This is a genomic window from Geomicrobium sp. JCM 19055 (assembly GCF_000698185.1).
GTDB lineage: Bacteria > Bacillota > Bacilli > Bacillales > Marinococcaceae > Geomicrobium_A > Geomicrobium_A sediminis.
The window spans coordinates 98,397-120,658 of record NZ_BAXL01000016.1; the positions used below are offsets into that span (position 1 = coordinate 98,397).

General features: G+C 42.7%; 25 protein-coding genes and 5 pseudogenes. All 30 read left to right on the forward strand.

Annotated features, from left to right (window positions below; all coding sequences use genetic code 11):
• The first annotated feature begins 12 nt into the window (after positions 1 to 12).
• On the forward strand, positions 13 to 345 hold the full coding sequence (locus tag JCM19055_RS14790; protein WP_042360262.1) for a hypothetical protein: 333 nt from the start codon (positions 13 to 15) through the stop codon (positions 343 to 345).
• On the forward strand, positions 308 to 622 hold the full coding sequence (locus JCM19055_RS14795; protein WP_193745452.1) for a flagellar biosynthetic protein FliO: 315 nt from the start codon (positions 308 to 310) through the stop codon (positions 620 to 622). Before JCM19055_RS14790 ends, JCM19055_RS14795 begins: the two co-directional genes overlap by 38 nt.
• Positions 619 to 1,305: a flagellar type III secretion system pore protein FliP gene (gene fliP / locus JCM19055_RS14800; RefSeq protein ID WP_042360264.1), complete on the forward strand. Its 687-nt coding sequence runs from the start codon at positions 619 to 621 to the stop codon at positions 1,303 to 1,305. The genes JCM19055_RS14795 and fliP overlap by 4 nt, the downstream gene beginning before the upstream one ends.
• Positions 1,306 to 1,323: 18 nt before the next feature.
• A pseudogene (gene fliQ / locus JCM19055_RS14805) lies at positions 1,324 to 1,594 on the forward strand (flagellar biosynthesis protein FliQ).
• Positions 1,595 to 1,601: 7 nt separating this feature from the next.
• On the forward strand, positions 1,602 to 2,375 hold the full coding sequence (gene fliR / locus JCM19055_RS14810) for a flagellar biosynthetic protein FliR (protein WP_042360265.1): 774 nt from the start codon (positions 1,602 to 1,604) through the stop codon (positions 2,373 to 2,375).
• Position 2,376: 1 nt separating this feature from the next.
• Positions 2,377 to 2,577, forward strand: a complete 201-nt coding sequence (locus JCM19055_RS31995) for an EscU/YscU/HrcU family type III secretion system export apparatus switch protein (protein WP_370543167.1) — start codon at positions 2,377 to 2,379, stop codon at positions 2,575 to 2,577.
• Positions 2,558 to 3,469, forward strand: a complete 912-nt coding sequence (flhB, locus tag JCM19055_RS14815) for a flagellar biosynthesis protein FlhB (RefSeq protein ID WP_370543168.1) — start codon at positions 2,558 to 2,560, stop codon at positions 3,467 to 3,469. Before JCM19055_RS31995 ends, flhB begins: the two co-directional genes overlap by 20 nt.
• Positions 3,470 to 3,472: 3 nt before the next feature.
• Positions 3,473 to 5,502 (forward strand): annotated as a pseudogene (gene flhA, locus JCM19055_RS14820) (flagellar biosynthesis protein FlhA).
• Complete coding sequence (locus JCM19055_RS26560) at positions 5,492 to 6,076, forward strand: hypothetical protein (protein ID WP_042360266.1); 585 nt, start codon at positions 5,492 to 5,494, stop codon at positions 6,074 to 6,076. Before flhA ends, JCM19055_RS26560 begins: the two are co-directional and overlap by 11 nt.
• An 11-nt stretch (positions 6,077 to 6,087) precedes the next feature.
• Entirely contained in the window at positions 6,088 to 6,549 is a 462-nt protein-coding gene (locus JCM19055_RS14830) for a hypothetical protein (protein ID WP_265182218.1), read from the forward strand.
• The gene (locus JCM19055_RS14835) at positions 6,546 to 6,980 is read left to right on the forward strand and encodes a hypothetical protein (protein WP_265182211.1); all 435 of its coding nucleotides are present in this window, start codon (positions 6,546 to 6,548) and stop codon (positions 6,978 to 6,980) included. Before JCM19055_RS14830 ends, JCM19055_RS14835 begins: the two co-directional genes overlap by 4 nt.
• Positions 6,977 to 8,032, forward strand: a complete 1,056-nt coding sequence (locus JCM19055_RS14840) for a chemotaxis response regulator protein-glutamate methylesterase (protein WP_042360269.1) — start codon at positions 6,977 to 6,979, stop codon at positions 8,030 to 8,032. Before JCM19055_RS14835 ends, JCM19055_RS14840 begins: the two co-directional genes overlap by 4 nt.
• A 102-nt stretch (positions 8,033 to 8,134) precedes the next feature.
• Entirely contained in the window at positions 8,135 to 8,647 is a 513-nt protein-coding gene (locus tag JCM19055_RS14845; RefSeq protein WP_052366405.1) for a chemotaxis protein CheD, read from the forward strand.
• Positions 8,648 to 8,666: 19 nt separating this feature from the next.
• Complete coding sequence (locus JCM19055_RS14850) at positions 8,667 to 9,326, forward strand: FliA/WhiG family RNA polymerase sigma factor (RefSeq protein ID WP_370543169.1); 660 nt, start codon at positions 8,667 to 8,669, stop codon at positions 9,324 to 9,326.
• A 17-nt stretch (positions 9,327 to 9,343) separates the two neighbouring features.
• On the forward strand, positions 9,344 to 9,436 hold the full coding sequence (locus tag JCM19055_RS32000; protein WP_370543170.1) for a hypothetical protein: 93 nt from the start codon (positions 9,344 to 9,346) through the stop codon (positions 9,434 to 9,436).
• A 57-nt stretch (positions 9,437 to 9,493) separates the two neighbouring features.
• Positions 9,494 to 10,867, forward strand: a complete 1,374-nt coding sequence (locus JCM19055_RS14855) for a DUF342 domain-containing protein (RefSeq protein ID WP_052366406.1) — start codon at positions 9,494 to 9,496, stop codon at positions 10,865 to 10,867.
• 29 nt (positions 10,868 to 10,896) lie between these two features.
• Positions 10,897 to 11,295, forward strand: a complete 399-nt coding sequence (locus JCM19055_RS14860; RefSeq protein ID WP_042360270.1) for a hypothetical protein — start codon at positions 10,897 to 10,899, stop codon at positions 11,293 to 11,295.
• A gap of 156 nt (positions 11,296 to 11,451) precedes the next feature.
• Positions 11,452 to 12,189, forward strand: a complete 738-nt coding sequence (gene rpsB / locus JCM19055_RS14865) for a 30S ribosomal protein S2 (protein ID WP_042360271.1) — start codon at positions 11,452 to 11,454, stop codon at positions 12,187 to 12,189.
• Positions 12,190 to 12,286: 97 nt separating this feature from the next.
• Positions 12,287 to 13,169, forward strand: a pseudogene (tsf, locus tag JCM19055_RS14870) (translation elongation factor Ts).
• 88 nt (positions 13,170 to 13,257) lie between these two features.
• A pseudogene (pyrH, locus tag JCM19055_RS29965) lies at positions 13,258 to 13,978 on the forward strand (UMP kinase).
• 35 nt (positions 13,979 to 14,013) lie between these two features.
• Positions 14,014 to 14,535 (forward strand): ribosome recycling factor, encoded by a 522-nt coding sequence (gene frr / locus JCM19055_RS29970; RefSeq protein WP_265182219.1) that lies wholly within the window; start codon positions 14,014 to 14,016, stop codon positions 14,533 to 14,535.
• Between the two features lie 240 nt (positions 14,536 to 14,775).
• Entirely contained in the window at positions 14,776 to 15,444 is a 669-nt protein-coding gene (locus JCM19055_RS14885; protein ID WP_265182212.1) for an isoprenyl transferase, read from the forward strand.
• Positions 15,445 to 15,455: 11 nt separating this feature from the next.
• Complete coding sequence (locus tag JCM19055_RS29975) at positions 15,456 to 15,962, forward strand: phosphatidate cytidylyltransferase (protein WP_265182213.1); 507 nt, start codon at positions 15,456 to 15,458, stop codon at positions 15,960 to 15,962.
• Positions 15,868 to 16,251, forward strand: coding sequence for a phosphatidate cytidylyltransferase (locus JCM19055_RS29980; RefSeq protein ID WP_265182214.1), 384 nt, complete (start codon positions 15,868 to 15,870; stop codon positions 16,249 to 16,251). Before JCM19055_RS29975 ends, JCM19055_RS29980 begins: the two co-directional genes overlap by 95 nt.
• Before the next feature lie 4 nt (positions 16,252 to 16,255).
• Positions 16,256 to 17,395 (forward strand): 1-deoxy-D-xylulose-5-phosphate reductoisomerase, encoded by a 1,140-nt coding sequence (gene dxr, locus JCM19055_RS14895; protein WP_042360273.1) that lies wholly within the window; start codon positions 16,256 to 16,258, stop codon positions 17,393 to 17,395.
• 19 nt (positions 17,396 to 17,414) lie between these two features.
• Positions 17,415 to 18,023, forward strand: a complete 609-nt coding sequence (locus JCM19055_RS32005) for a site-2 protease family protein (protein ID WP_370543171.1) — start codon at positions 17,415 to 17,417, stop codon at positions 18,021 to 18,023.
• Positions 17,947 to 18,672, forward strand: coding sequence for an RIP metalloprotease RseP (gene rseP / locus JCM19055_RS32010; RefSeq protein WP_370543172.1), 726 nt, complete (start codon positions 17,947 to 17,949; stop codon positions 18,670 to 18,672). Before JCM19055_RS32005 ends, rseP begins: the two co-directional genes overlap by 77 nt.
• Positions 18,673 to 18,733: 61 nt before the next feature.
• Positions 18,734 to 20,381, forward strand: a pseudogene (locus JCM19055_RS14905) (proline--tRNA ligase).
• Positions 20,382 to 20,457: 76 nt separating this feature from the next.
• The gene (locus tag JCM19055_RS24265) at positions 20,458 to 21,018 is read left to right on the forward strand and encodes a PolC-type DNA polymerase III N-terminal domain-containing protein (protein WP_052366407.1); all 561 of its coding nucleotides are present in this window, start codon (positions 20,458 to 20,460) and stop codon (positions 21,016 to 21,018) included.
• A gap of 105 nt (positions 21,019 to 21,123) precedes the next feature.
• The coding region (locus tag JCM19055_RS24270) for an exonuclease domain-containing protein (RefSeq protein ID WP_152549914.1) at positions 21,124 to 22,262 on the forward strand (1,139 nt) is incomplete at its 3' end.

Consider the following 22,262-nt stretch of genomic DNA (forward strand, 5'->3'; position numbering starts at 1 on the left):
GGGAAGACGGTTATGAGTCTAGTCAAACCATGGGTCGTTGCTACGACGATTGCCATTATCATGTTTTTTAATGGCAGCGCCCATGTGTTTGCCGATTCTTCTGTCGCAGATACATTTCGGGGTGAAAGTGGCGTTACAGAACCAGGGGACGAGCTTTCAGTCGTCGGCGAAAATGCAGCAGCAAGTGAGAGTGTGTGGAGCGTTTTGTTCAAACTCTTTCTTGCGCTTTTCGTCGTCATCGCATTGATGTACGTATTGTTGCGACTGCTCGGCAGAAAAAAACTATCAAATGCAATCATCGAATACGATGCAAAATATCGGAGGCATTCCTCTTGGACAAAATAAATCCGTTCAAATTGTACGTATTGGCGATCGGTTGTTGGTCGTAGGTGTTGGAGAGAACATCGCGCTGTTAGATGAAATACGTGATGAGGATGAAATTGAGCGTATTCTTAATCAAAAAGACGAGCAAACCTCTTCAGCGGACTGGCTGCAAAAACTTAAATCGATGAAGCGGACGCCTGAAAAAGACATCAACATTTACGATACGTTAAACGATCACTTAGAAGACGTTGATCGTGAAAAAACGAAAGATGTTGAACGGTTAGGAGTGCGCCGATGATTGATTTTGTAGTGGCGATCCCAGGAATTGATGCAGAATGGTTAACGGATGAACCAGAAGGTGTCGCAACGACCCTTCGACTCGTGTTATTACTAACCGTATTAAGTTTAGCACCTGCATTTTTGATTATGATGACCTGTTTTACGAGAATTATTGTTGTACTCGGCTTTGTACGAATGGGGCTTGCCACCCAACAAATGCCACCAACGCAAGTGTTAATTGGCCTCGCGCTTTTCTTAACCTTTTTCATAATGGGTCCTGTGCTTCTAGAAGTGAACGATGAAGCAGTTACGCCGTTTTTAAACGGAGAAATTGATCAAGAAGAAGCGTTTGAGTTAGCAAGTGCACCGATTAAAGAATTTATGGCTGAACATACACGAGAGAAAGACTTGGCGTTATTTATGGGTTATGCAGGAATGGAGACGCCAGAGTCGCTCGATGATGTGCCGTTAACGGCGCTCGTGCCAGCATTTGCGATTAGCGAATTGCAAACGGCGTTTCAAATTGGCTTTCTCATTTTTATTCCTTTTCTCGTCATTGATATGATCATCGCAAGTGTACTCATGTCGATGGGGATGATGATGTTGCCGCCAGTTATGATTTCATTGCCATTTAAAGTGTTGTTGTTCGTCTTAGTAGACGGTTGGTATTTAGTCGTCCAGTCTCTGTTGATAAGTTTTTAGATAAAGGAATGGTGTCGCGTGTCTCAAGAAACGGTACTCAGTCTCGCTGAGCGTAGCGTCATGGTCATAATAATGATTGCAGGTCCATTGCTGCTCTTAGCACTCGTCATCGGGCTTGGGGTGGCCATTTTCCAAGCAACAACACAAATTCAAGAGCAAACGTTAGCATTTATCCCGAAAATCGTCGCCGTTCTCGTTGGCATTGTTATTTTTGGTGCATGGATGTTAAATGAATTGATCTTTTTTTACTGAGCAGATTTATACGAATTTGCATCATTACATAGGTTGATGATCACATGGATGTAATCAACAGCTTGCCCGCGTTTTTATTAATTTTTGTTCGGCTTATCGCTTTATGGCAACGATTCCTGTTTTCTCATACCGAAATGTTCCGTCGTACTTCAAAATTGGGTTGTCGTTCTTTTTTTGCACTCATCGTGTTACTAACGATTGACGTTCCAGATATAAGTCTGGATGGCTCTTACTTTCTTTTAATCATCAAAGAAGTAATGGTTGGTCTCTTGCTCGGTCTGATTGCATCGATGTTGTTTTATGCAATACAAGTGGCCGGTGCGTTTATCGATTTGAAGATCGGTTTTCTCGTTGCGAATGTAATTGATCCACAAACAGGAGCACAGTCGCCGTTAACGGGTGGTTTCTTATACGCGTTTGCAATATTGTTCTTACTTGCGACCAACGGGCATCACTTGCTTTTGGATGGGATGTTTTATAGCTTTTCGTACGTACCCATTGAAGTAAGTAGCATTAACATTACAACTTCCTCGGTTCTAGAAACTGCCGTTGAAGCGTTTGTGACGATGTTTTTAATCGCGTTTCTCATGTCGTTCCCAATCGTAGGATCATTGTTTCTTGTTGATGTGGCGCTCGGAATGATGTCAAGAGCCGTGCCGCAAATGAACGTTTTTGTCGTCGGTCTACCGCTTAAGATTATTATCGGTCTACCAATTATGATGATTACGATGCCAGCGTTCTTCTACTTACTACGAAACCTAACCGAAGAAATGGCGATTGCGATGCGAACGATGATGCAATTGTTTGGAGGTGCCTAGCATGTTATCAATGGATCTCCAATACTTTTCAGGTGAGAAAACGGAAAAAGCAACGCCGAAAAAACGTCAAGATACCCGAAAAAAAGGTCAAGTACCTAAAAGTACAGACATTAATACAGCACTCATTTTATTGATCGTTTTTATTTTTTTTATTCGTGTATGCAGCGGTTCCAGCAAAATTCATGCAAGATTTGTTTTATGAAACGTACATCAACTATGCGTCCCTTTCATTTACCGTTGAAGATACGATGGGTATGTTTCAAGGAATTGTGATTCAGATGGGTGTTGTCATTCTTCCTATTTTACTCGTCGCAGCGCTTACTGGTGTGGTTGCTAGTATGGTTCAAGTCGGTGTGTTGTTCGCACCAGAAGTCATCAAACCGAAACTATCAAAGATTAACCCGCTAAAAGGGTTTAAGCGAATCTTCTCGGCAAGGGCGCTCGTTGAACTCGTAAAAGCACTTCTCAAAATCATCCTCGTCGGTACGCTAGCTTTCGGGATTTTGTGGATGTTTCGCGATGATCTTTTAATGCTTGGCTTATATGACGTGTTAGACGGATATTATGTTGTGAGTCTATTGACCGGAATGATCGGTGTTGCTTCTGCGATTTTATTGCTCATTCTTGCAATTCCTGACCTTGTCTATCAACGATTTGATCATGAAAAACAAATACGAATGTCAAAGCACGACGTGAAAGATGAGTTCAAGAAAATGGAAGGGGATCCTCTCATCAAAGCAAAACGCCGGCAAAAAGCGCAAGATTTAGCGATGCAGCGGATGATGCAAGAAGTTCCTAAAGCAGACGTCGTAATTACGAACCCAACCCATTACGCCGTCGCTTTAAAATATGATGATTCTTCAATGACTGCACCGAAAGTAATCGGCAAAGGCGTCGATTACATGGCCTTAAGAATTCGAAAGATCGCAACGGATCATGACATAGTGATCGTAGAAAATCGTCCGTTAGCGCGGGCGTTGTACGATGGAACCGACGTTGATGACGAAGTTCCAGAAGATTTATTTCGAGCGGTTGCTGAAGTACTTGCGTACGTATACCGCTTAGAAAACGAGACGAAACAAAGGGGGAACTAGCGCATGCGATTCCGTGATTTATTTATACTCATATTCGTAATCTTAATCGTGGCGATGCTCATTATTCCTTTGCCGTCTCCAATGATTGATGTTCTTATTATCGTCAATATTTCACTTTCTTTAATGATTATTCTTGTGGCAATGAATATGAAAGAGCCACTCGATTTCTCGATCTTCCCAACGGTACTACTTTTAGCAACCTTATTTCGCGTCGGCATTAGTGTTTCGACAACACGAGCAATTCTCGGTCGTGCGGAAGCTGGTGAAGTCATTGACACGTTCGGGAACTTTGTAGTCGGGTCGAATCCGCTCGTTGGGTTTGTCGTCTTTTTAATCCTCGTCGTCATTCAGTTCATCGTCATTGTAAAAGGAGCAGAACGTGTTTCTGAGGTTGGCGCACGTTTTACCCTCGATGCGATGCCTGGTAAGCAGATGAGTATTGACGCTGACTTAAATGCGGGCATGATTACCGACCAAGAAGCAAAGAAACGAAGAGAGAAAATCGAAAAAGAAGCGGACTTCTACGGATCAATGGACGGTGCGAGTAAGTTCGTAAAAGGAGATGCGATCGTCGGGATCGTAATCGTCCTCATTAACATTATTTTTGGCTTCATTATTGGAATGGCACAAATGGGCATGAGCTTCCAAGAAGCAGCCAGTACATATACATTATTAACTGTTGGTGATGGGTTAGTGACTCAAATTCCAGCACTTCTCATTGCTACCGCAACAGGGATCGTCGTTACGAGAGCAGCATCTGATGGCACGCTCGGTTCAGACATTAGTAAACAGATGCTTGCGTATCCGAAGTTGTTATACATTGCTGCAGCTGCAATATTCTTGCTCGGCGTGTTTACCCCAATTCCAATTCTTTTAACGATGCCAATTGCGTTGTTTTTAGGGATTGGCGGCTATGTGCTTGATCGAAAAGCACCGGAAGTCGAAGAAGAGAAACCGATTGAAGAACCAGAGGAAGAACCAACAACACCGAACAATGTCACCGATCTTCTCACGATTGATCCTGTTGAATTTGAGTTCGGTTACGGTCTTATTCCTCTTGCGGACTCCAATCAAGGTGGAGACTTGTTAGATCGCGTCGTGATGATCAGGCGTCAACTTGCCCTTGAGTTAGGGATGATCGTTCCAGTTATTCGTATTCGGGACAACATTCAATTAAAGCCAAACGAATACGTCATAAAAATTCGTGGCAATGAAGTGAGCCGAAGTGAATTGTTGCTGGATCATTACATGGCGATGAGTCCTGGTGTTGATGATGAGTCAATTACTGGAATCGAAACCGTAGAACCGGCATTTGGATTAAAAGCGCTTTGGTCGATGATTTAATGAAAGATGAAGCGGAATTGTCGGGGTACACAGTCGTTGATCCTCCTTCTGTCGTGTCGACCCACTTAACAGAAGTACTCAAAAACTATGCACATGAGCTTCTAACGAGAGAAGAAACGAAACAGCTCGTTGAACATATAAAAGAAACGCATCCAACACTCGTTGAAGAAGTCACACCGAATCCACTAAGTCTAGGCGATGTTCAGAAGGTGTTAAAACATTTGCTTAAAGAAAAAGTGAGCATCCGTAACTTGCCTGTTATTTTCGAGACGTTGGCGGATTATGGGTCAATGTTTAAAGATCCGCAAGTGATGGCGGAATATGCACGTCAGTCATTGTCGCGACAAATTACAAAAGCAGTTAAGCCGGTGCAAGGAGGCCCGCTGTATGTAGTCACGTTAAGCGGCTCTACTGAAAAAGCGATTGCAGATGCTTTGCAACAGACAGAACACGGATCTTACTTGTCGCTCACCCCAGACCAGTCACAAAAAATGATGATGTCGATTCAAGAGGAAGTCGTCAAGTTGACGCAAATGGGTCAGTCGCCAGTCGTTCTCTGTTCACCGGCAGTTCGAATGCACGTGAAGCAACTTATTGAGCGCTTTATGCCTCACGTACCAGTGTTGTCGTACAACGAATTGGAACCAGATTTAGAGATTCAAAGTGTAGGGGTGGTGAATGTCGCGTGAACGTAAAGAAATTTCGGGGCAAAACGACTGCAGAAGCAATGAAAAAAAAGTGAGGCAGGCGTTTGGGGAAAACGCGGTCATTCTCCATAAAAAAACCATCGTAGAAAAACGGTGGTTTGGTTTGAGGAATGTATCTGAAATTGAAGTCATCGCAGCACTTAGTCTTGAGCCGACGAAACAAGCGGAACAAAAAAAAGAACGGGTCATCGATCAAAGTGTAGACGTTACAAAACCAGTTGCACCGAGTTCATTTGACCATCATTTGCCTGAAGTCATTATTCAAATGAAGTCATTATTAGAGCGTCAAGGGGTCAAAGAACGGCTCGTGAATGTCGTCATTGAAGAAGCGTTAAAGCAATATTATCGGCAAAGTGAACGTCAAAGCCTTGATGAATTACTAAAGACGAGCTTATCTCCCTTTTTCAATGATCCATTAAATGTCGGTCGCTTAAAAGAATCATCAAAAGTCGCCGTTTTTCTAGGACCTACGGGTGTTGGGAAAACGACGACGATTGCAAAAGTTGCTGCCATGTACAAATTAAAGCAAAACAAAACCATCGGTTTATTACGTTAGATACGTATCGAATTGCAGCTGTTGAGCAGTTAATGACGTATAGTAAAATTTTAAACGTACCGATTGAAGTGGCATATAGTGCAGACGATTATAAACAAGCACTTGAGAAGCTTTCGCACGTAGACATTATATTTGTCGATACGGCAGGAAGAAATTATCTCGTTTCAGACCATGTTACAGCATTAGAGGCAATTGTTAATCAAACGAATGAACACACAGAATACCTCCTTACCTTATCCTTAACGACGAAAGAAACCGATCTTGATCAATTGTTGGAGCAGTTTCGTGATTTCCCTATTCATCAGCTCGTTTTCACAAAGTTAGATGAAACGAATACGTATGGCAGTTTATTAAATGTAACAAATGAATTAAACAAACCGATTGCCTTCATAGGGAATGGACAAGATGTGCCGGAAGACTTAACGATGTTTGATTTATCAACGATCATAAAGTTCATGCAAAAAGGAAGATGAATGTGAGAGATCAAGCGGAGAATTTGCGAAAACAAATGAACGCATTTGTAGACCATGACTCAACCACTTTTGCAATGATCACGAGTGATGACACGTTTCACGAAGGCGTGGATTTGTCATATGACGTTCGTTTTAATGACCGTATTACTGGTGACGAACATTTTGCCGTGCTTGTTATTTGTGCCTTTGAACAAGCACATTTATTGCAGTTGTATCGACGAATGAAGCGATATTGTAATCAGTTAGTGAACGTTTCGCAGTATGTGCTCGTCTCAACTGCCAAAGACGAATCGTTACAACTTGTACAAAACATCATTGAAACGTCTGAGACGTATTTAAACGTAAATGTTCGATTCAGTAGATCGTTGCGTGACATCCAAGACATTGAAGATGTGTGTCACACATTGGTTAAAGAACGGGGTGCCCCATGATTTCTGTACTCGTCGTAGATGATTCTGCTTTTATGCGCAAGTGGATGAGTGATGCGATTAACCAGCAAGAAGATTTACAAGTCGTTGCGATTGCCAAAAATGGCAAACAAGCGATTGAATTGATCACTAAAGGTACGATCACTGTTGATGTGATTACGATGGACGTTGAGATGCCAGAGATTGATGGTTTAGAAGCAGTCGAAGTCATTATGAAGGAAAATCCGACACCGATTATTATGGTGAGTACGTTAACCCGTCAAGGTGCAACTGAGACAATTCGTGCATTAACGCTCGGTGCGTTTGATTTCGTACAAAAGCCATCAGGGGCCATCTCTTTAAATATGGAGCTCGTTGAAGAAGAGCTGTTCACGAAAATTCGCCTAGCGAAACAAGCGAACGTACAGAGCTCGGGTATCGAGAGTGTACAACCAAACGCAAGTGTAAACGATGAGATCAATCGCTCAGCGACAAAGAAAGTCATTGCAATTGGTGCTTCAACAGGTGGGCCGAGGGTGTTGCAACACGTGCTAGAGCGACTGCCGCCACTTGATGTTCCCATTTTCATTGTTCAACATATGCCAAAAGCCTTTACGGAGACGTTCGCTCAACGACTCGATCGCATTTGTAAAATGCCTGTAAAAGAAGCTACAGACGGTGAGCGTGTAAAAAACGGTGTCGTATATGTTGCTCCAGGGGACCGTCATATGCTCATTAAGGAACTGATGTCTGGTACAAAAACGATTGAACTACGAGTCGACTCACCGTACGGGCGAGACATTCATCAACCGTCGGTGAACAGTTTATTTTACTCGTTAGCAACGATCGAGAAGACAACTGTCTTGGCTGTCGTGTTGACAGGAATGGGCAATGACGGAATGAACGGATTGACGTTATTAAAGAAAGAACAAGAGGTTACGGTCATTGCTGAATCGAAGCAATCAGCGGTCGTTTATGGAATGCCAAAAGCAGTTATTGAGGCAGATCTTGCAGATTATGTCGTTCCAGCAATGCAAATGGCTCCTGAAATGCTTAAAGTGCTTCGAAGTTTATAGGTCTTTGCTCTTTTTTTCTGTTCGTTTTCTCCTAAATAAAGTATGTTCATGGTACAATGGACTTAATTATTTTAACTTAATCGACGAATGGGTGATCGAGTCATGAGGGTAGAGCAACCGCGGATGTTGAGTGCTGGAATGGGTGAAGTGGTGATGGGGTTTAATGAGGACGTTCTTCACGTTTCGAGCCTCGGTTCTTGTGTCGCAGTTTGTTTGTATAGCAATAAGAAGAACATCGCTTTACTCGGCCATGTCGTTTTACCCGAATATAAAAGTCGTGGACAAGAACCAAGTTTGTCAAAGCCTGTCAAATATGCTGATATCGCTATTCCATATATGGTTCGTATACTTACAAATCGCTACAACGTACCCTTATCCGATTGTCGAGCCAAAATCGTTGGTGGTGCACAGATGTTCGCGGTCCTTCTTGATGTTGAAGATCGGCTGCAAATTGGCATGCGTAACGTTGCTGTTATTAAGAAAATGTTAGTTGATATAGGAATTGAACTCGTAGCTGAAGAAACTGGTGGAACAATCGGGCGAACCGTTCGGTTCCATGCGACGACAAAACAACTAACCATTCGCACGAAAGGCGATCAATTAACAACTTATTAAAAAGAGTGGGAGGAGACCAATGGCTAAGGAACGGTTAGAAGAAGCGTGGGAACAATGGATTACGAGTCGTGACAAAGACGCTGCGAACCAACTGATTCAAGCATACCTTCCTTTAGTAGATTACCACGTTCACCGAATCCTCATTGCATTGCCGAAAAATATGGAACGTGATGAGTTACGTTCACACGGCTTAATGGGGCTTTATGATGCATTGCAAAAGTTTGACCACGAACGAGAATTGAAATTCGATACGTATGCGTCGTTCCGTGTTCGTGGTGCTATTATTGACAGTTTACGTAAAGAAGATTGGTTACCGCGTTCGACGAGAGAGAAAATGAAACGCATCGAAGAAGCAACTGAACAATTAGAACAACGTCTAGGTCGTCACGTAAGCGAAACTGAAGTGGCACATGAACTTGGTTTAACGAGTGATGAAGTTTTAAAAACATCGATGGATAGCTATATCGCTAACTTCTTATCCATTGACCAAGAAACAAAGCCAGAGAATGATCAAGAAGATGCTTTTCAAACGATCTTAAAAGATGATAACAACGAAATTCCACATGAGAAACTTGAGAAGAAGCTCGTGTACGAGCAATTACAAGAACGTATTTCCTTACTTAATGAAAACGAAAAACTCGTGATCTCTCTTTTTTTTATTTCGAAGAACTTACCTTAACTGAAATCGGGAAAACATTGCGTCTGTCAACGTCACGAATTTCTCAGATTCACTCAAAAGCGCTCTTTAGATTAAGAACTGCATTCAAGAAAAGCACAGCTGTGTACTAATCATTTGTACACAGCAGTTTTTACATAACCTGTTAAATTCGATTGGGGGGAGAGAAAATGAAGCCTGAAGACTGTTTACGTTTGCAAATGAGCGATGATCAGATGAAAGCGAGTTGCTACAAAACCGCAACGATTAATGAACAGACAACATTCACACGATCTGAAATGATATCATTTTTAGAAAAGTCAAACATCAACTTTGGCGTAAAAGAAGATGTACTACAAAAGCTGACGGAACAGCCAAGACTTGTTTCATTTCCTCTAGTTCTTGCAGAAGGAACAAAGCCGACAAAGGGGGAAGCGGCCTATTTGCTACCTGTCGAACAACAACAAGGCGATCAAATCGATGAACGTTTACCAAAAAACCTTCGCAATGTAACAGTAATCCCGATGGCTGTTCAAGGTGAAGTAATCGGTAAAAAGGTCGCGGCAACGAGAGGGACAGAAGGAAAAACTGTAACTGGACGAGTGTTACCAGGAATGGTCGGTCATGACTTTGTCTTAAGAAATGGCAAAAATACGACTGTACAAGACAATAAAATCATTGCTAGTGTAAGCGGGCAAATGAGTATAGAAGGCAAACGAATTCACGTTTTTCCAGTCTATGAAGTAAACGGTGACTTATCTCTTGAAACCGGCAACATTTCGTTTAATGGCAATGTTGTCATTCGTGGTTCTGTTCCTGCAGGATATGAAATCAAAGCAGACGGAGACGTCCGAGTGACAGGGATTGTTGAAGGGGCAACGATTCGAGCAGGTGGTTCTGTATATATTGGTAAAGGCATTGCAGCGCAGGGGAAAGGCTCAGTAACCGCAGAATATGATGTTCAATGTGAATACATTAATCAAGGCGTTGTTACGGCTGGGAACAACATAATGGTTACTCAAAGCATCATTCATAGTCGAGTGGATGCAGGTCACTCGCTTTTTTGCTACAAAGGGCGGGGGAATGTGATTGGCGGTAAATGTTCAGCGGGAAGGTATATTCACGTCCGTGAGTCTGGAAACCAACTCAACACGCCGACGAGTCTGTATATCGGATTATCAGAACAACGGCTTACTAAAGAAATTCAATCAAAAGAGATGATTAAAACGGGCAAATCGGAACTAGCGAAATTGCAAAAGTTAAAAACCGCCCTTTCTGCGAAGGAATTGAAGCAAGGGAGCTTAGATGTGAAAGATCGTGTGTTGCTATTAAGAATTCGAAGCTCCATCGAAGACTGGTTAACGAAGATCTATCTTGCTCACGATAAAGTTAGTGAGATTGAAGAACAAGATCACGTTTATAACGACTCTGTCAGAATTGTCGTCGACAAACTGACACATATGAACACAGTCGCTCATTTCGGGAAGTATCGACGTTCTGTTACGAAAGACCGTAAATCAGTAACGTTTCGACTTCATGACGGTGAAATTGTTATCCAAACATGATAGGATCGAAGCACGAGAGGAGCGAGACAATGTCTACTTTTGTCGTTGTCAGCCTTTTTCTTCATCTTATTACAATTGCAGTCATCATCTATCTTGTGTACACGAAGCCTAAAGGACACACCCGTGAAGATGTGGATGAGATTGAACAATTGCTCATTCGTTATACGAATAAGATGAAAGAAGACAACAAACACGTATTAAGAGCGATTCAGAACAAACCTTCATTTGAAGAAGTGCTACAAGAGGTCACGCCAAACTATGACAAAGAGCCTGTGGAAGGCGTTATTAGTGACTCAAAAGAAGCTAAAGTAGTACAGTTGGCGAATGAAGGTTATAAAGCTGAACACATTGCCAAACAACTAGAAATGGGGACAGGAGAAGTGCAACTTCTTCTTAAACTTCAGCAAAACGACAAAATTTCTCAATGATTCTTCATAACACCCTTGCTCTTCTTCTTAAAGATGTGGTATATTTACTGACGGTGTTAATACACACGCTTGCGGATTCAAACTTCGGTGCCCTTAGGCGGTCAGGTTTGAAGATGATGCAATGCGGAGGAAAAAAACCGAAGGAGGAAATACATCATGGCAGTTATTTCAATGAAGCAATTGCTCGAAGCAGGTGTTCATTTCGGTCACCAAACACGTCGTTGGAACCCGAAAATGGATCGCTACATCTTCACAGAAAGAAATGGGATCTACATTATTGATCTTCAAAAGACAGTTAAGAAAGTGGACGAGTGCTACAAGTACGTTCGCGACCTTGCTGCTGACGGAGGAAAGATTCTATTTGTAGGTACGAAAAAGCAAGCTCAAGATTCAGTTAAAGAGGAAGCTCTTCGTGCTGGACAATACTACATTAACCAGCGTTGGTTAGGTGGTACATTAACGAACTTTGAAACGATCAGAAAGCGTATTAAGCGCCTTAAAGATCTTGAAAAAATGCAAGAAGACGGTACATTTGAAGTTCTTCCTAAGAAAGAAGTTATCCTTCTTCAAAAGGAAATGGACCGTTTAGAGAAATTCCTCGGTGGAATTAAAGAAATGAAATCTTTACCGGATGCGATCTTCATCGTAGACCCACGTAAAGAGCGCATTGCAGTTGCAGAAGCGCACAAATTAAACATTCCAATTATCTCAATCGTTGACACGAACTGTGACCCAGATGAAATCGACTATGTGATTCCTGGTAACGACGATGCAATCCGTGCTGTACGTCTTTTAACTTCTAAGATGGCTGATGCAGTTGTTGAGGCGACTCAAACTGAAGAAGTTGTTGAAGAAGAAGTTAAAGAAGAAGCAGTTACTGCAAACGAAGAATAATATACGGTTCAATTACTGGGGTGACAAGGGGAATACCCTTGCACCCCTTTTTTTAAACAGTTGTTAGTCTTAGGATCAATAAGGAGGATGAATGTGTATGGCAATCTCAGCTAAACTCGTAAAAGAACTACGTGAAAAAAACTGGCGCAGGTATGATGGATTGTAAGAAAGCTCTTACAGAAACAAACGGTGACATGGAAGAAGCCGTTGCATACCTTCGTGAAAAAGGCATTGCAAAAGCAGCTAAGAAAGCAGACCGTGTTGCTGCTGAAGGGTTAACAAAAGTTGAAATTAAAGGAAACAAAGCAGTCATCGTTGAAATCAACGCTGAAACTGATTTTGTTGCGAAAAACGAAGGGTTCTTGAACCTCGTTGATACAATCGCGGATCACTTGCTTGCAACTGAGCCTAAAGATGTTGAAGCAGCACTTCAAACAGAAATGACAAATGGCGGTACGCTTGAGAACTACATTACTGACCAAATTGCTAAAATCGGTGAGAAGATTTCACTTCGTCGTTTCACAATCGCTGAAAAAGACGACAATAGTGCATTCGGTGCTTACTTGCACATGGGTGGTAAAATTGGTGTTCTTTCAGTTGTTGAAGGAACAACAGATGAGCAAATTGCAAAAGACATCTCAATGCATGTTGCTGCAATCAACCCGAAATATGTAAACCGTGACGGTGTACCTGAAGAAGAAACAAACAAAGAGCGTGAAATTCTTAAGCAACAAGCGCTTAATGAAGGAAAGCCTGAAAACATCGTTGAGAAAATGGTTGAAGGTCGTTTGAAGAAATTCTTCGAACAAGTTGTTCTTATTGACCAACCATTCGTTAAAGACGGTGACCAAACGGTTGAGAAATTCCTTAAAGCGAACAATGCTACTGTAAAAACTTTCGTACGTTACGAAGTAGGCGAAGGTATTGAAAAGCGTGAAGATAACTTTGCAGACGAAGTAATGTCTCAAGTGAAGAAGTAAGTACAGATGTAGGGAACACTTTGTGTTCCCTATTTTACAACCTAAATGTTTTAAACACGCAACAAATTGTTAATTGGAGGAGCAACACATGCACACATACAATCGTGTCATATTGAAATTAAGTGGGGAAGCACTTGCAGGAGATCAAGGGTATGGCATTGATCCTAATGTCATTCAATCAATTGCAAAACAAATTAAAGACGTCGTAGGCTTAGGAACGGAAGTAGCCATTGTCGTAGGCGCAGGAAACATTTGGCGTGGTATGGCAGGAAGTTCGCAAGGGATGGATCGTGCGACAGCTGACTATATGGGAATGCTTGCAACAGTTATGAACGCGCTCGCACTACAAGACAGTTTGGAAGATATTGAAGTAGAAAGTCGCGTACAAACAAGTATTGAAATGAGACAAGTTGCTGAGCCTTACATACGTCGTAAAGCGATTCGCCACTTGGAGAAAAAGCGCGTCGTCATTTTTGCAGCCGGTACAGGTAACCCTTACTTCACAACTGACACGACGGCTGCGCTTCGCGCTGCAGAAATTGAAGCCGACGTCATTCTCATGGCGAAAAACAAAGTCGACGGTGTGTATAGTGCTGATCCTTTCAAAGATGAAACGGCAGTGAAATACGAAGAACTATCCTATTTAGACGTATTGAAAGATGGTCTTGGAGTGATGGATTCTACCGCTTCTTCACTCTGTATGGATAACGACATCCCGTTACTCGTCTTCTCAATTACAGAAGAAGGCAACATTAAGCGGGCAGTTGAAGGTGAAAAAAATCGGAACGATTGTGAGGGGGAACTCCTAATGTCAGCAGAAATTATGCAAGATGCAAAAGCAAAAATGACAAAGTCAATCGAAGCTCTAAACCGTGAGCTTGCAACACTACGTGCAGGACGTGCGAACCCAGCCCTTCTTGATAAAGTATTAGTAAGTTATTACGGCATGGATACACCACTTAACCAAGTGGCTACTGTGAGTGTCCCAGAAGGACGTTTACTCGTTGTTTCTCCATTTGATAAGTCATCCATTGCTGAAATTGAAAAGGCAATTTTGAAAGCAGATCTCGGTCTTACACCGAACAATGACGGTTCAGTTATTCGTATTACGATCCCAGCGCTTACTGAAGAGCGTCGTAAAGAGCTTGCAAAGCTCGTTCGTAAATACGCTGAAGATGCTCGTGTATCTGTACGTAACATTCGTCGTGATGCAAACGATTCTCTTAAAAAGCAAGAGAAAGATGGCGACATCACTGAAGATGAGTCACGTCGTGGTCAAGATGAAACGCAAAAGTTAACAAACGATCACGTAAAAGAGATCGATAGTATCGCGGAAGCGAAAGAGAAAGAAATTATGGAAGTGTAAGTTGCTTCATGCAGATAAAACCCTCTATTTGCAGAGGGTTTTATCTTGTACTTGCACGAAAAATATATTAAAATTAAACCTTCCGCAACCAATAAAAGTAAACGGTAGGTTGTTTACTTTTGTAGTATTTTACGAACACGAGGCTGGTGCGTACAATGTTGGAGAGGTTTTTAAAAAAAGCAAAATGAATCTCAAGAGGCGGGGACATTTCTCCACGTCCCAGAGCACGTAGCGATCGTCATGGATGGGAACGGGAGATGGGCAACAAAACGTGGCCTTCCTCGGAACATCGGTCATCGTGAAGGAATGAAAAGAATTCATGAAATCACAGAAAGTGCAGATGATATCGGGGTGAAAATCCTTACGATGTTTGCGTTTTCTACTGAAAATTGGGGTCGCCCACAAACCGAAGTTGATTTCATTTTACGTTTGCCAGAACGCTTTATTGAGAGCGAGTTACCGAAGTTAATGAAAAACAACGTACAAGTCAAAATGATGGGATCAAATGATGGTCTTCCGCAACACACGATAAATGCGGTACAAAAAGCAGTGAATGAAACGGCAAATAACGATGGAATCGTATTGAATTTGGCCTTGAACTATGGAGGTCGAGCCGACATTACTCGAGCTGTACAGAAGCTTTGTCTTGAAGTGGATGAGGGGAAACGTGACGCCAACAGTATTACCGAACAAGACATTACAGAGAGCTTGTTTAGTCACCAATACCCAGATCCTGACCTCTTCATTCGCACGAGTGGAGAAATCCGTTTGAGTAATTTCATGCTTTGGCAGATGGCTTATAGTGAATTCGTATTTACGGACGTATTATGGCCCGATTTCTCAAAAAAAGACTTCTTAGAAGCGATTGACGTCTATCAAGCGCGCAAGCGTCGATACGGCAGTCTATAAGGAGATTTCTTATGAAGCTTAGAGTGTTAACAGCAGTTGTAGGACTCGTCGTTTTATTAATTCCACTCATTGTTGGTGGACCGCTTTTTCTTGCCCTCGTCGCAGCAATGACCGTCGTTGGGTTTTTTGAGTTGCTTCGTATGAACAAAATTCCAATTCTATCAATTCCTGCAGCACTTGGAGTTAGTGCTGCCCTCGTTTTATTACTTACAGGACCGAACTTAGAACGCTTTAGCAATGAGACGACATTGGCATGGTTGATTGTCATCTTCATGTTGCTGTTACTCACAACGTTCCTTTCAAACAACCGTTACCATTTTGGTGCTGTTGCATTTGTTGCGTTTTCAGCGTTGTACGTAGGGATCGGTTTTCATTTCTTCTATGCGGCTCGCATTGAATTTGGTTTACCATACATATTTTTTTGTGTTGCTTGCGATTTGGGCAACAGACACAGGCGCTTATTTATTCGGAAAGAAATTCGGAAAAACGAAACTATCACCACATATTTCACCGAATAAAACGATTGAAGGTGCGACGGGAGGCTTGTTATTAGCGCTCATCGTAGGGGTTGTTTACAGTCTCTTTTTACCACCTTATGAATCACTATTCGTCACGATTGTAGCATTGATTGTCATCTCTGTTGCTGGACAGTGTGGGGATTTAGTTGAATCAGCGTTTAAGCGCTATTACGATGTCAAAGATTCTGGGCGAATTCTACCAGGACACGGAGGGGTGCTAGACCGCTTCGATAGTCTTCTATTCGTCTTTCCGTTGCTTTATGTTGTATCGGTCATTTTAGGGGGATAAGCATATGAAAAGAGTTGCCATCATAGGATCAACTGGGTCTATTGGTACGCAAACGTTAGACGTGATCCGTGAGCATCGTGATCAGTTCACAGTAGAACTACTCGCATGTGGACGTAACATTTCACTTTTAAAAGAACAAATTGCAGAATTTCAACCGAACATCGTCTTAATTGAACGTAAAGAAGACCTTTCACGTTTAGAAGGCCATTTAGGACAGGCAAAAGCATACGCTGGTGAAGAAGCAATGTTAGAAGCATTAATGTCACCGAGCATTGATTTTGTAATGAATGCAATGGTCGGAGCACGAGGCTTAAAGCCAACGATGAGTGCCATTAAAGCAGGAAAGACGATCGGAATCGCAAATAAAGAAACGCTCGTTACCGCTGGACACATCGTCACGGATGCGTGCAAGAAATACGGTGCTGAATTAATTGCCGTTGATAGTGAGCACTCAGCCATTTTGCAAAGCCTTCGAGGCAACCAAATGAGCGAAGTGGAACGAATCATCGTGACTGCGTCTGGAGGAAGTTTCAGAGATTGGTCGTATGATGAGCTGAAAAATGCAACGCTTCAAGACGCCCTTAAACATCCGAACTGGTCGATGGGACAAAAAGTGACGATTGATTCAGCAACGATGATGAACAAAGGTCTTGAAGTTATTGAAGCACGTTGGTTGTTTGATATTGATTACGACCATATTGACGTTTTAATCCACCGCGAGAGCATTATTCATTCGCTCGTTGAGTACAAAGACAAGAGCGTCATGGCTCAACTCGGATCACCAGATATGAAAGTTGCGATTCAATACGCCATGACGTATCCGAATCGACTTGAACTCCACGGTACAGAAAGGTTAAACTTGTTGGAAGTAGGCAAGCTTCATTTTGAGCCAACCGACAAAGACCGACACCGTTGTTTAGATCTTGCCATTGAAGCAGGGAGAAAAGGCGGTTCAATGCCGACGGTAATGAATGCGGCGAATGAAATTGCGGTTGAGAAGTTTTTGAAAGAAGAATTGTCGTTCTTAGAAATAGCAGAAACTGTAGAAAAAGCGCTCGCAACGCATACGCACATCTCTCACCCTTCGATTGAAGAAGTTCTTAAGGTCGATGAAGAGACTCGTCAACGTGTAGCAGCGCAATGACAGAGAAGGTGGGACGCACGTGCAAACGTTAATAGCCGTCATCATTATTTTTGGCTTAATCGTAGCCATACACGAATGGGGACATCTTTACTTTGCGAAGAAAATGGGCATTCTCTGCCGAGAGTTTGCCATTGGCTTCGGACCGAAATTGTATTCCAAAAAGAAAAATGAAACCCTTTATACGATCCGTCTTTTTCCGATCGGTGGGTTCGTACGCATGGCCGGTGAAGATCCAGAAACGGTTCAAATTAAACCAGGCTATGAAATTGGATTAACGTTTAATGATCAAGACAAAGTTAAAGAAATTATTGTCAACAACAAAGCGAAACACCCCGAAGCGAAAGTCGTTAGCGTTGAACGTATTGACCTTGAACATCAACTAAAGATTGATGCATACGGCGACGAAGAAGAAGGATTACAAACGTATGAGATTGACCCGAAAGCAGACTTAATCGTCGACGAAGAACGGAATCAAATTGCACCGTGGGACCGCCAGTTCGGTTCTAAAAAAACCGTGGCAAAAAGCGGTAGCGATTTTTGCAGGGCCGTTTATGAACTTCGTCTTAGCGATTGTTCTATTCATAGGATACGGATTTATCGACGGCGTGCCGGTTCCAGAAGTAGGTGAAGTGGCTGAAACATCACCTGCTGAAGAAGTTGGTCTTCAAAATGGCGATACCATTTTAGCGCTTGATGGACAAGAGATGAGTGACTGGCGAGAAGTCCAAGAATATATCCAGAATAGCCCAGATGAGGCGATTGCATTTAGCATAGAGCGAGACAGCTCCGTTGAAACGATCTCGATTACACCGACTGCTGTGTACCACGAACCTTGGGACCGAGACATCGGACAAATCGGAATTATACCTGAGCGTGATAACGGTGTTTTACTCGTCATTCAAAACAGTTTCATTCAAACATATGAAGTCGTCGAATTAATTTTTGATGTGTTGTCATTAATTTTCACAGGTGAATTCTCTATTGACATGTTAGCTGGACCTGTAGGGATTTATGATGTGACCGGAGACGTTGTTGCACTCGGCTATGAAATGCTATTTTTATGGGCAGGAATGTTAAGTGTAAACATCGGAATTGTGAACTTACTTCCAATTCCAGCACTAGATGGTGGGCGCCTCGTCTTTATCGGAATTGAGGCGATTCGCGGGAAGCCTCTTGACCCGAACAAAGAAGGAATGGCACATTTTGTAGGATTTGCCTTACTCATGTTACTCGTACTCATGGTAACATGGAATGACATTACTCGATTGTTCTTATAAATCAACTACTAATAAAGCGAGATGAACGCGATGAGACAACAATTATTTTTTTAGTCCAACGATGCGTGATGTGCCGTCTGATGCTGAGGCGATGAGTCATCAACTCATGTTACGAGCAGGACTTATGCGCCAAACAGCATCGGGGATCTACTCGTATTTACCACTCGGACTTCGCATGATTCAAAAAAAATCCAAACGATCATTCGTGAAGAGATGAATGCCGCAGGTGCGCAAGAGCTGTTGATGCCTGCCATTCAACCTTCAGAGCTTTGGGAAGAATCAGGTCGTCTCGGGGATTACGGGCCTGAACTAATGCGACTGAATGATCGTCATGATCGTGAATTCGTACTCGGACCAACACATGAAGAAGTGATTACAACACTCGTGCGTGATGGCATTGCGTCGTACAAACGGTTACCAGTGAACTTGTATCAAATTCAAACGAAGTACCGCGATGAGCGCCGCCCACGTTTTGGGCTACTCCGCGGACGTGAATTTATTATGAAAGATGCGTATTCATTTAGCGTCTCAGATGATGAGCTAAACGAAACATACGAGTCGATGTACAAAACGTATGAACGAATCTTCAAGCGCTGTGGACTCGATTTTCGTGCGGTTAAAGCTGACGGTGGTGCAATTAGTGGCTCTGCCGGTGAGACGCACGAATTCCAAGCGCTCGCAGCAATTGGTGAAGATACGATTGCGTACTCGGATGCGTCAACTTTTGCAGCGAACATTGAAATTGCAGCAACGGCAGCACCTACAGATGAAGAAATTGGTGTTGAACAAGACCTCAAAGAAATCTCAGCAGACAATCTGGCAGCTGCGGTTTCTGGCAATTCAATTGAACTACGAAACACACTGTTTTTCGTAGATGAAAAGCCTGTGCTTGTCGTTTCGAAAGCTGAAGACACGATTAGTGATGTGAAGCTTAGTGGACACTTCAAGACGCTTGCGGTTCAAGAAGCATCGTCAAAAGAAGTTGAAGCACTGTTCGGTGTTGAACAAGCATATGTCGGGCCACTTCATGCAGATGAGGGTCTAACAATCGTCGTAGATCACGGATTAACACACGTGAAAAACGCAACAACAGGGGCAAATGCGCAAGGGCAATACGTTACGAACGTTTCAATCTCACGTGACTTAGCGGACGCTGATCTCGTTGACCTTCGCATGATTAAAGAAGGCGATGCTTCTCCAGACGGAGTTGGTACCATTCAATTCGCGCAAGGTATTGAAGTCGGGCAAGTATTTAAACTTGGTACGAAGTATTCCGAAGTGTTAAAGGCTGAAGTTCTTGATGAGAATGGTCGTAGTCAACCATTGAAGATGGGTTGTTATGGCATTGGGGTATCACGTAGCTTGCAGCGATCATTGAACAGCACCATGATGAAAACGGCATCGTATGGCCACAGGAAGTCACACCGTTCGACTTGCACTTACTCGTTTTAAATGCAAAAGCCGACGAGCAAGTTGAGCTAAGTGAGAAGCTTTACGAAAGTCTTCAACAAGACGGTTATGATGTATTGTATGATGATCGTAAAGAACGAGCAGGTGTGAAGTTCAAAGATAGTGATTTGTTCGGTTTGCCATTACGCATTGCCGTTGGTAAACGAGCGAGTGAAGGAATTGTTGAAGTGAAAGAGCGCAAAACAGGTGTTGTGCATGAAGTACATGTGGACGAGCTTGCAGCGTTTTTGAAAAGATAAATGCAAGGTGAGAGAGGGTGCGAGGAATCGTCTCTCTCTTTTTCATGATAGGATTTGAAAGAAGGTGTGCACGTCAGTGAGCGATCACGTAAGGCAAGAAAGATTTCAGCTATTACTAGAACAGATCGGTATTCCAGAAGAAATTAAAGAGAAAGAGCTTCGCGAAGGCTCGATCGAACGATTAGAAGTCAATCGACAAAAACGTCATTGGCAATTTTACATTCAACTCCCGTCTCCCGTAACGCCACTCGTCTTTGAAATGCTTGAAGAAAAACTCGTCCTTGCATTTCGTGAGATTGCATCCGTCGGATTTACGATGTCATTCAAGACAGGTGCACTGAACTTGGACAATGTTGAGTCGTTTTGGCCTGCGATCGTAAGGAAAACAAAAGACCTCCCTGACCATATTCAACTCAAACTAGAGCGTTTGAAGCCCCACGTATCAAGCAAAGGACTTGGGATTCGTAGCTTGAGTGATGCAGAAGCAACGTCTTTAGAGCGACAAGCAAAGCCCGTTATTGAAACAGCACTTCTTGAATGTGGTTTTGAGCGAATCAATGTGTATACGTATGTCGGTGCGGATGAGGAAGAAACACAACGATTCCAAGAAAAGAAAAAAAGAAGAAGAACAGTCTAAAGTCATTGAAGCAATGATGGAGCGACAAAAACAAGAGAAAAATGCAGAGAACAGCGTAAAAAAAATGCACCTCTACAACTCGGTTATCCAATCAAAGACGAGCCGATGCAGCTAACATCGATTCAAGATGAAGAACGACGAGTGACGGTTCAAGGGTACGTGTTTGACGTCGAAACACGTGAACTTAGAAGCGGTCGACTGCTACTTACGTGCAAAGTGACCGATTATAGTGACTCGTTGCTCGTGAAAATGTTCTCAAGAGACAAAGAAGACATCCCGATGATGCAACAATTAAAGAAGGGGATGTGGATCAAAGCACGAGGAAGCATTCAAAACGACACGTTCGTTCGTGACCTTGTGATGATTGCTAATGACATTACAGAAATCTCCATGTCTGAACGGATTGATGATGCACCAGAAGACGAACGTCGAGTCGAACTTCACGCGCATACAGTGATGAGTCAAATGGATGCAACCATTACAAGTTCACAGCTCATTGAACAAGCCGCTAAGTGGGGTCACCGTGCGGTAGGAATTACGGACCATGGCGTCGTTCAAGCGTTTCCTGAAACGTACTCTGCTGCGAAAAAGCATGGCATTAAAGCGATTTATGGTATGGAAGCCAATTTAGTCGATGACGGAGTTCCAATCGCCTACAATGAAGCAAAACGTCATTTGCTTGAAGACACGTTTGTCGTTTTTGACGTTGAGACGACAGGGCTTTCAGCGGTCTATGATACGATTATTGAGCTTGCTGCTGTAAAGGTCGTAAACGGCGAGATTGTGGAGCGATATGAATCGTTTGCAAATCCTCACGTTCCATTAACCGCAAAAATTACAGAGCTTACAGGCATTACGGACAAAATGCTAGAAGACGCCAAAGAAGTAAGTCAACTCTTAGAAGAGTTTCGTGATTTTGTCGGTGATTGTGGTCTTGTTGCCCACAACGCGAGCTTCGATATTGGATTTATTAATGCTGGATACAAAAAGCTCGGTTGGCCTGAAGTTACAAACCCAGTCGTCGATACGCTAGAGTTAGCAAGGTTTCTACACCCGAACCTTAGAAATCATCGTCTGAACACACTTTGTAAGACGTTTGATATTGAGCTTGTGAGTCATCACCGTGCAATTTATGATACAGAAGCAACGGCATACTTGTATTCAAAGCTTGCAAAGGACGCTCAAGAAAAAGAGATTGATTATCACAATCAGTTGAATGACAACATGGGTCAAGGTGATTTTTA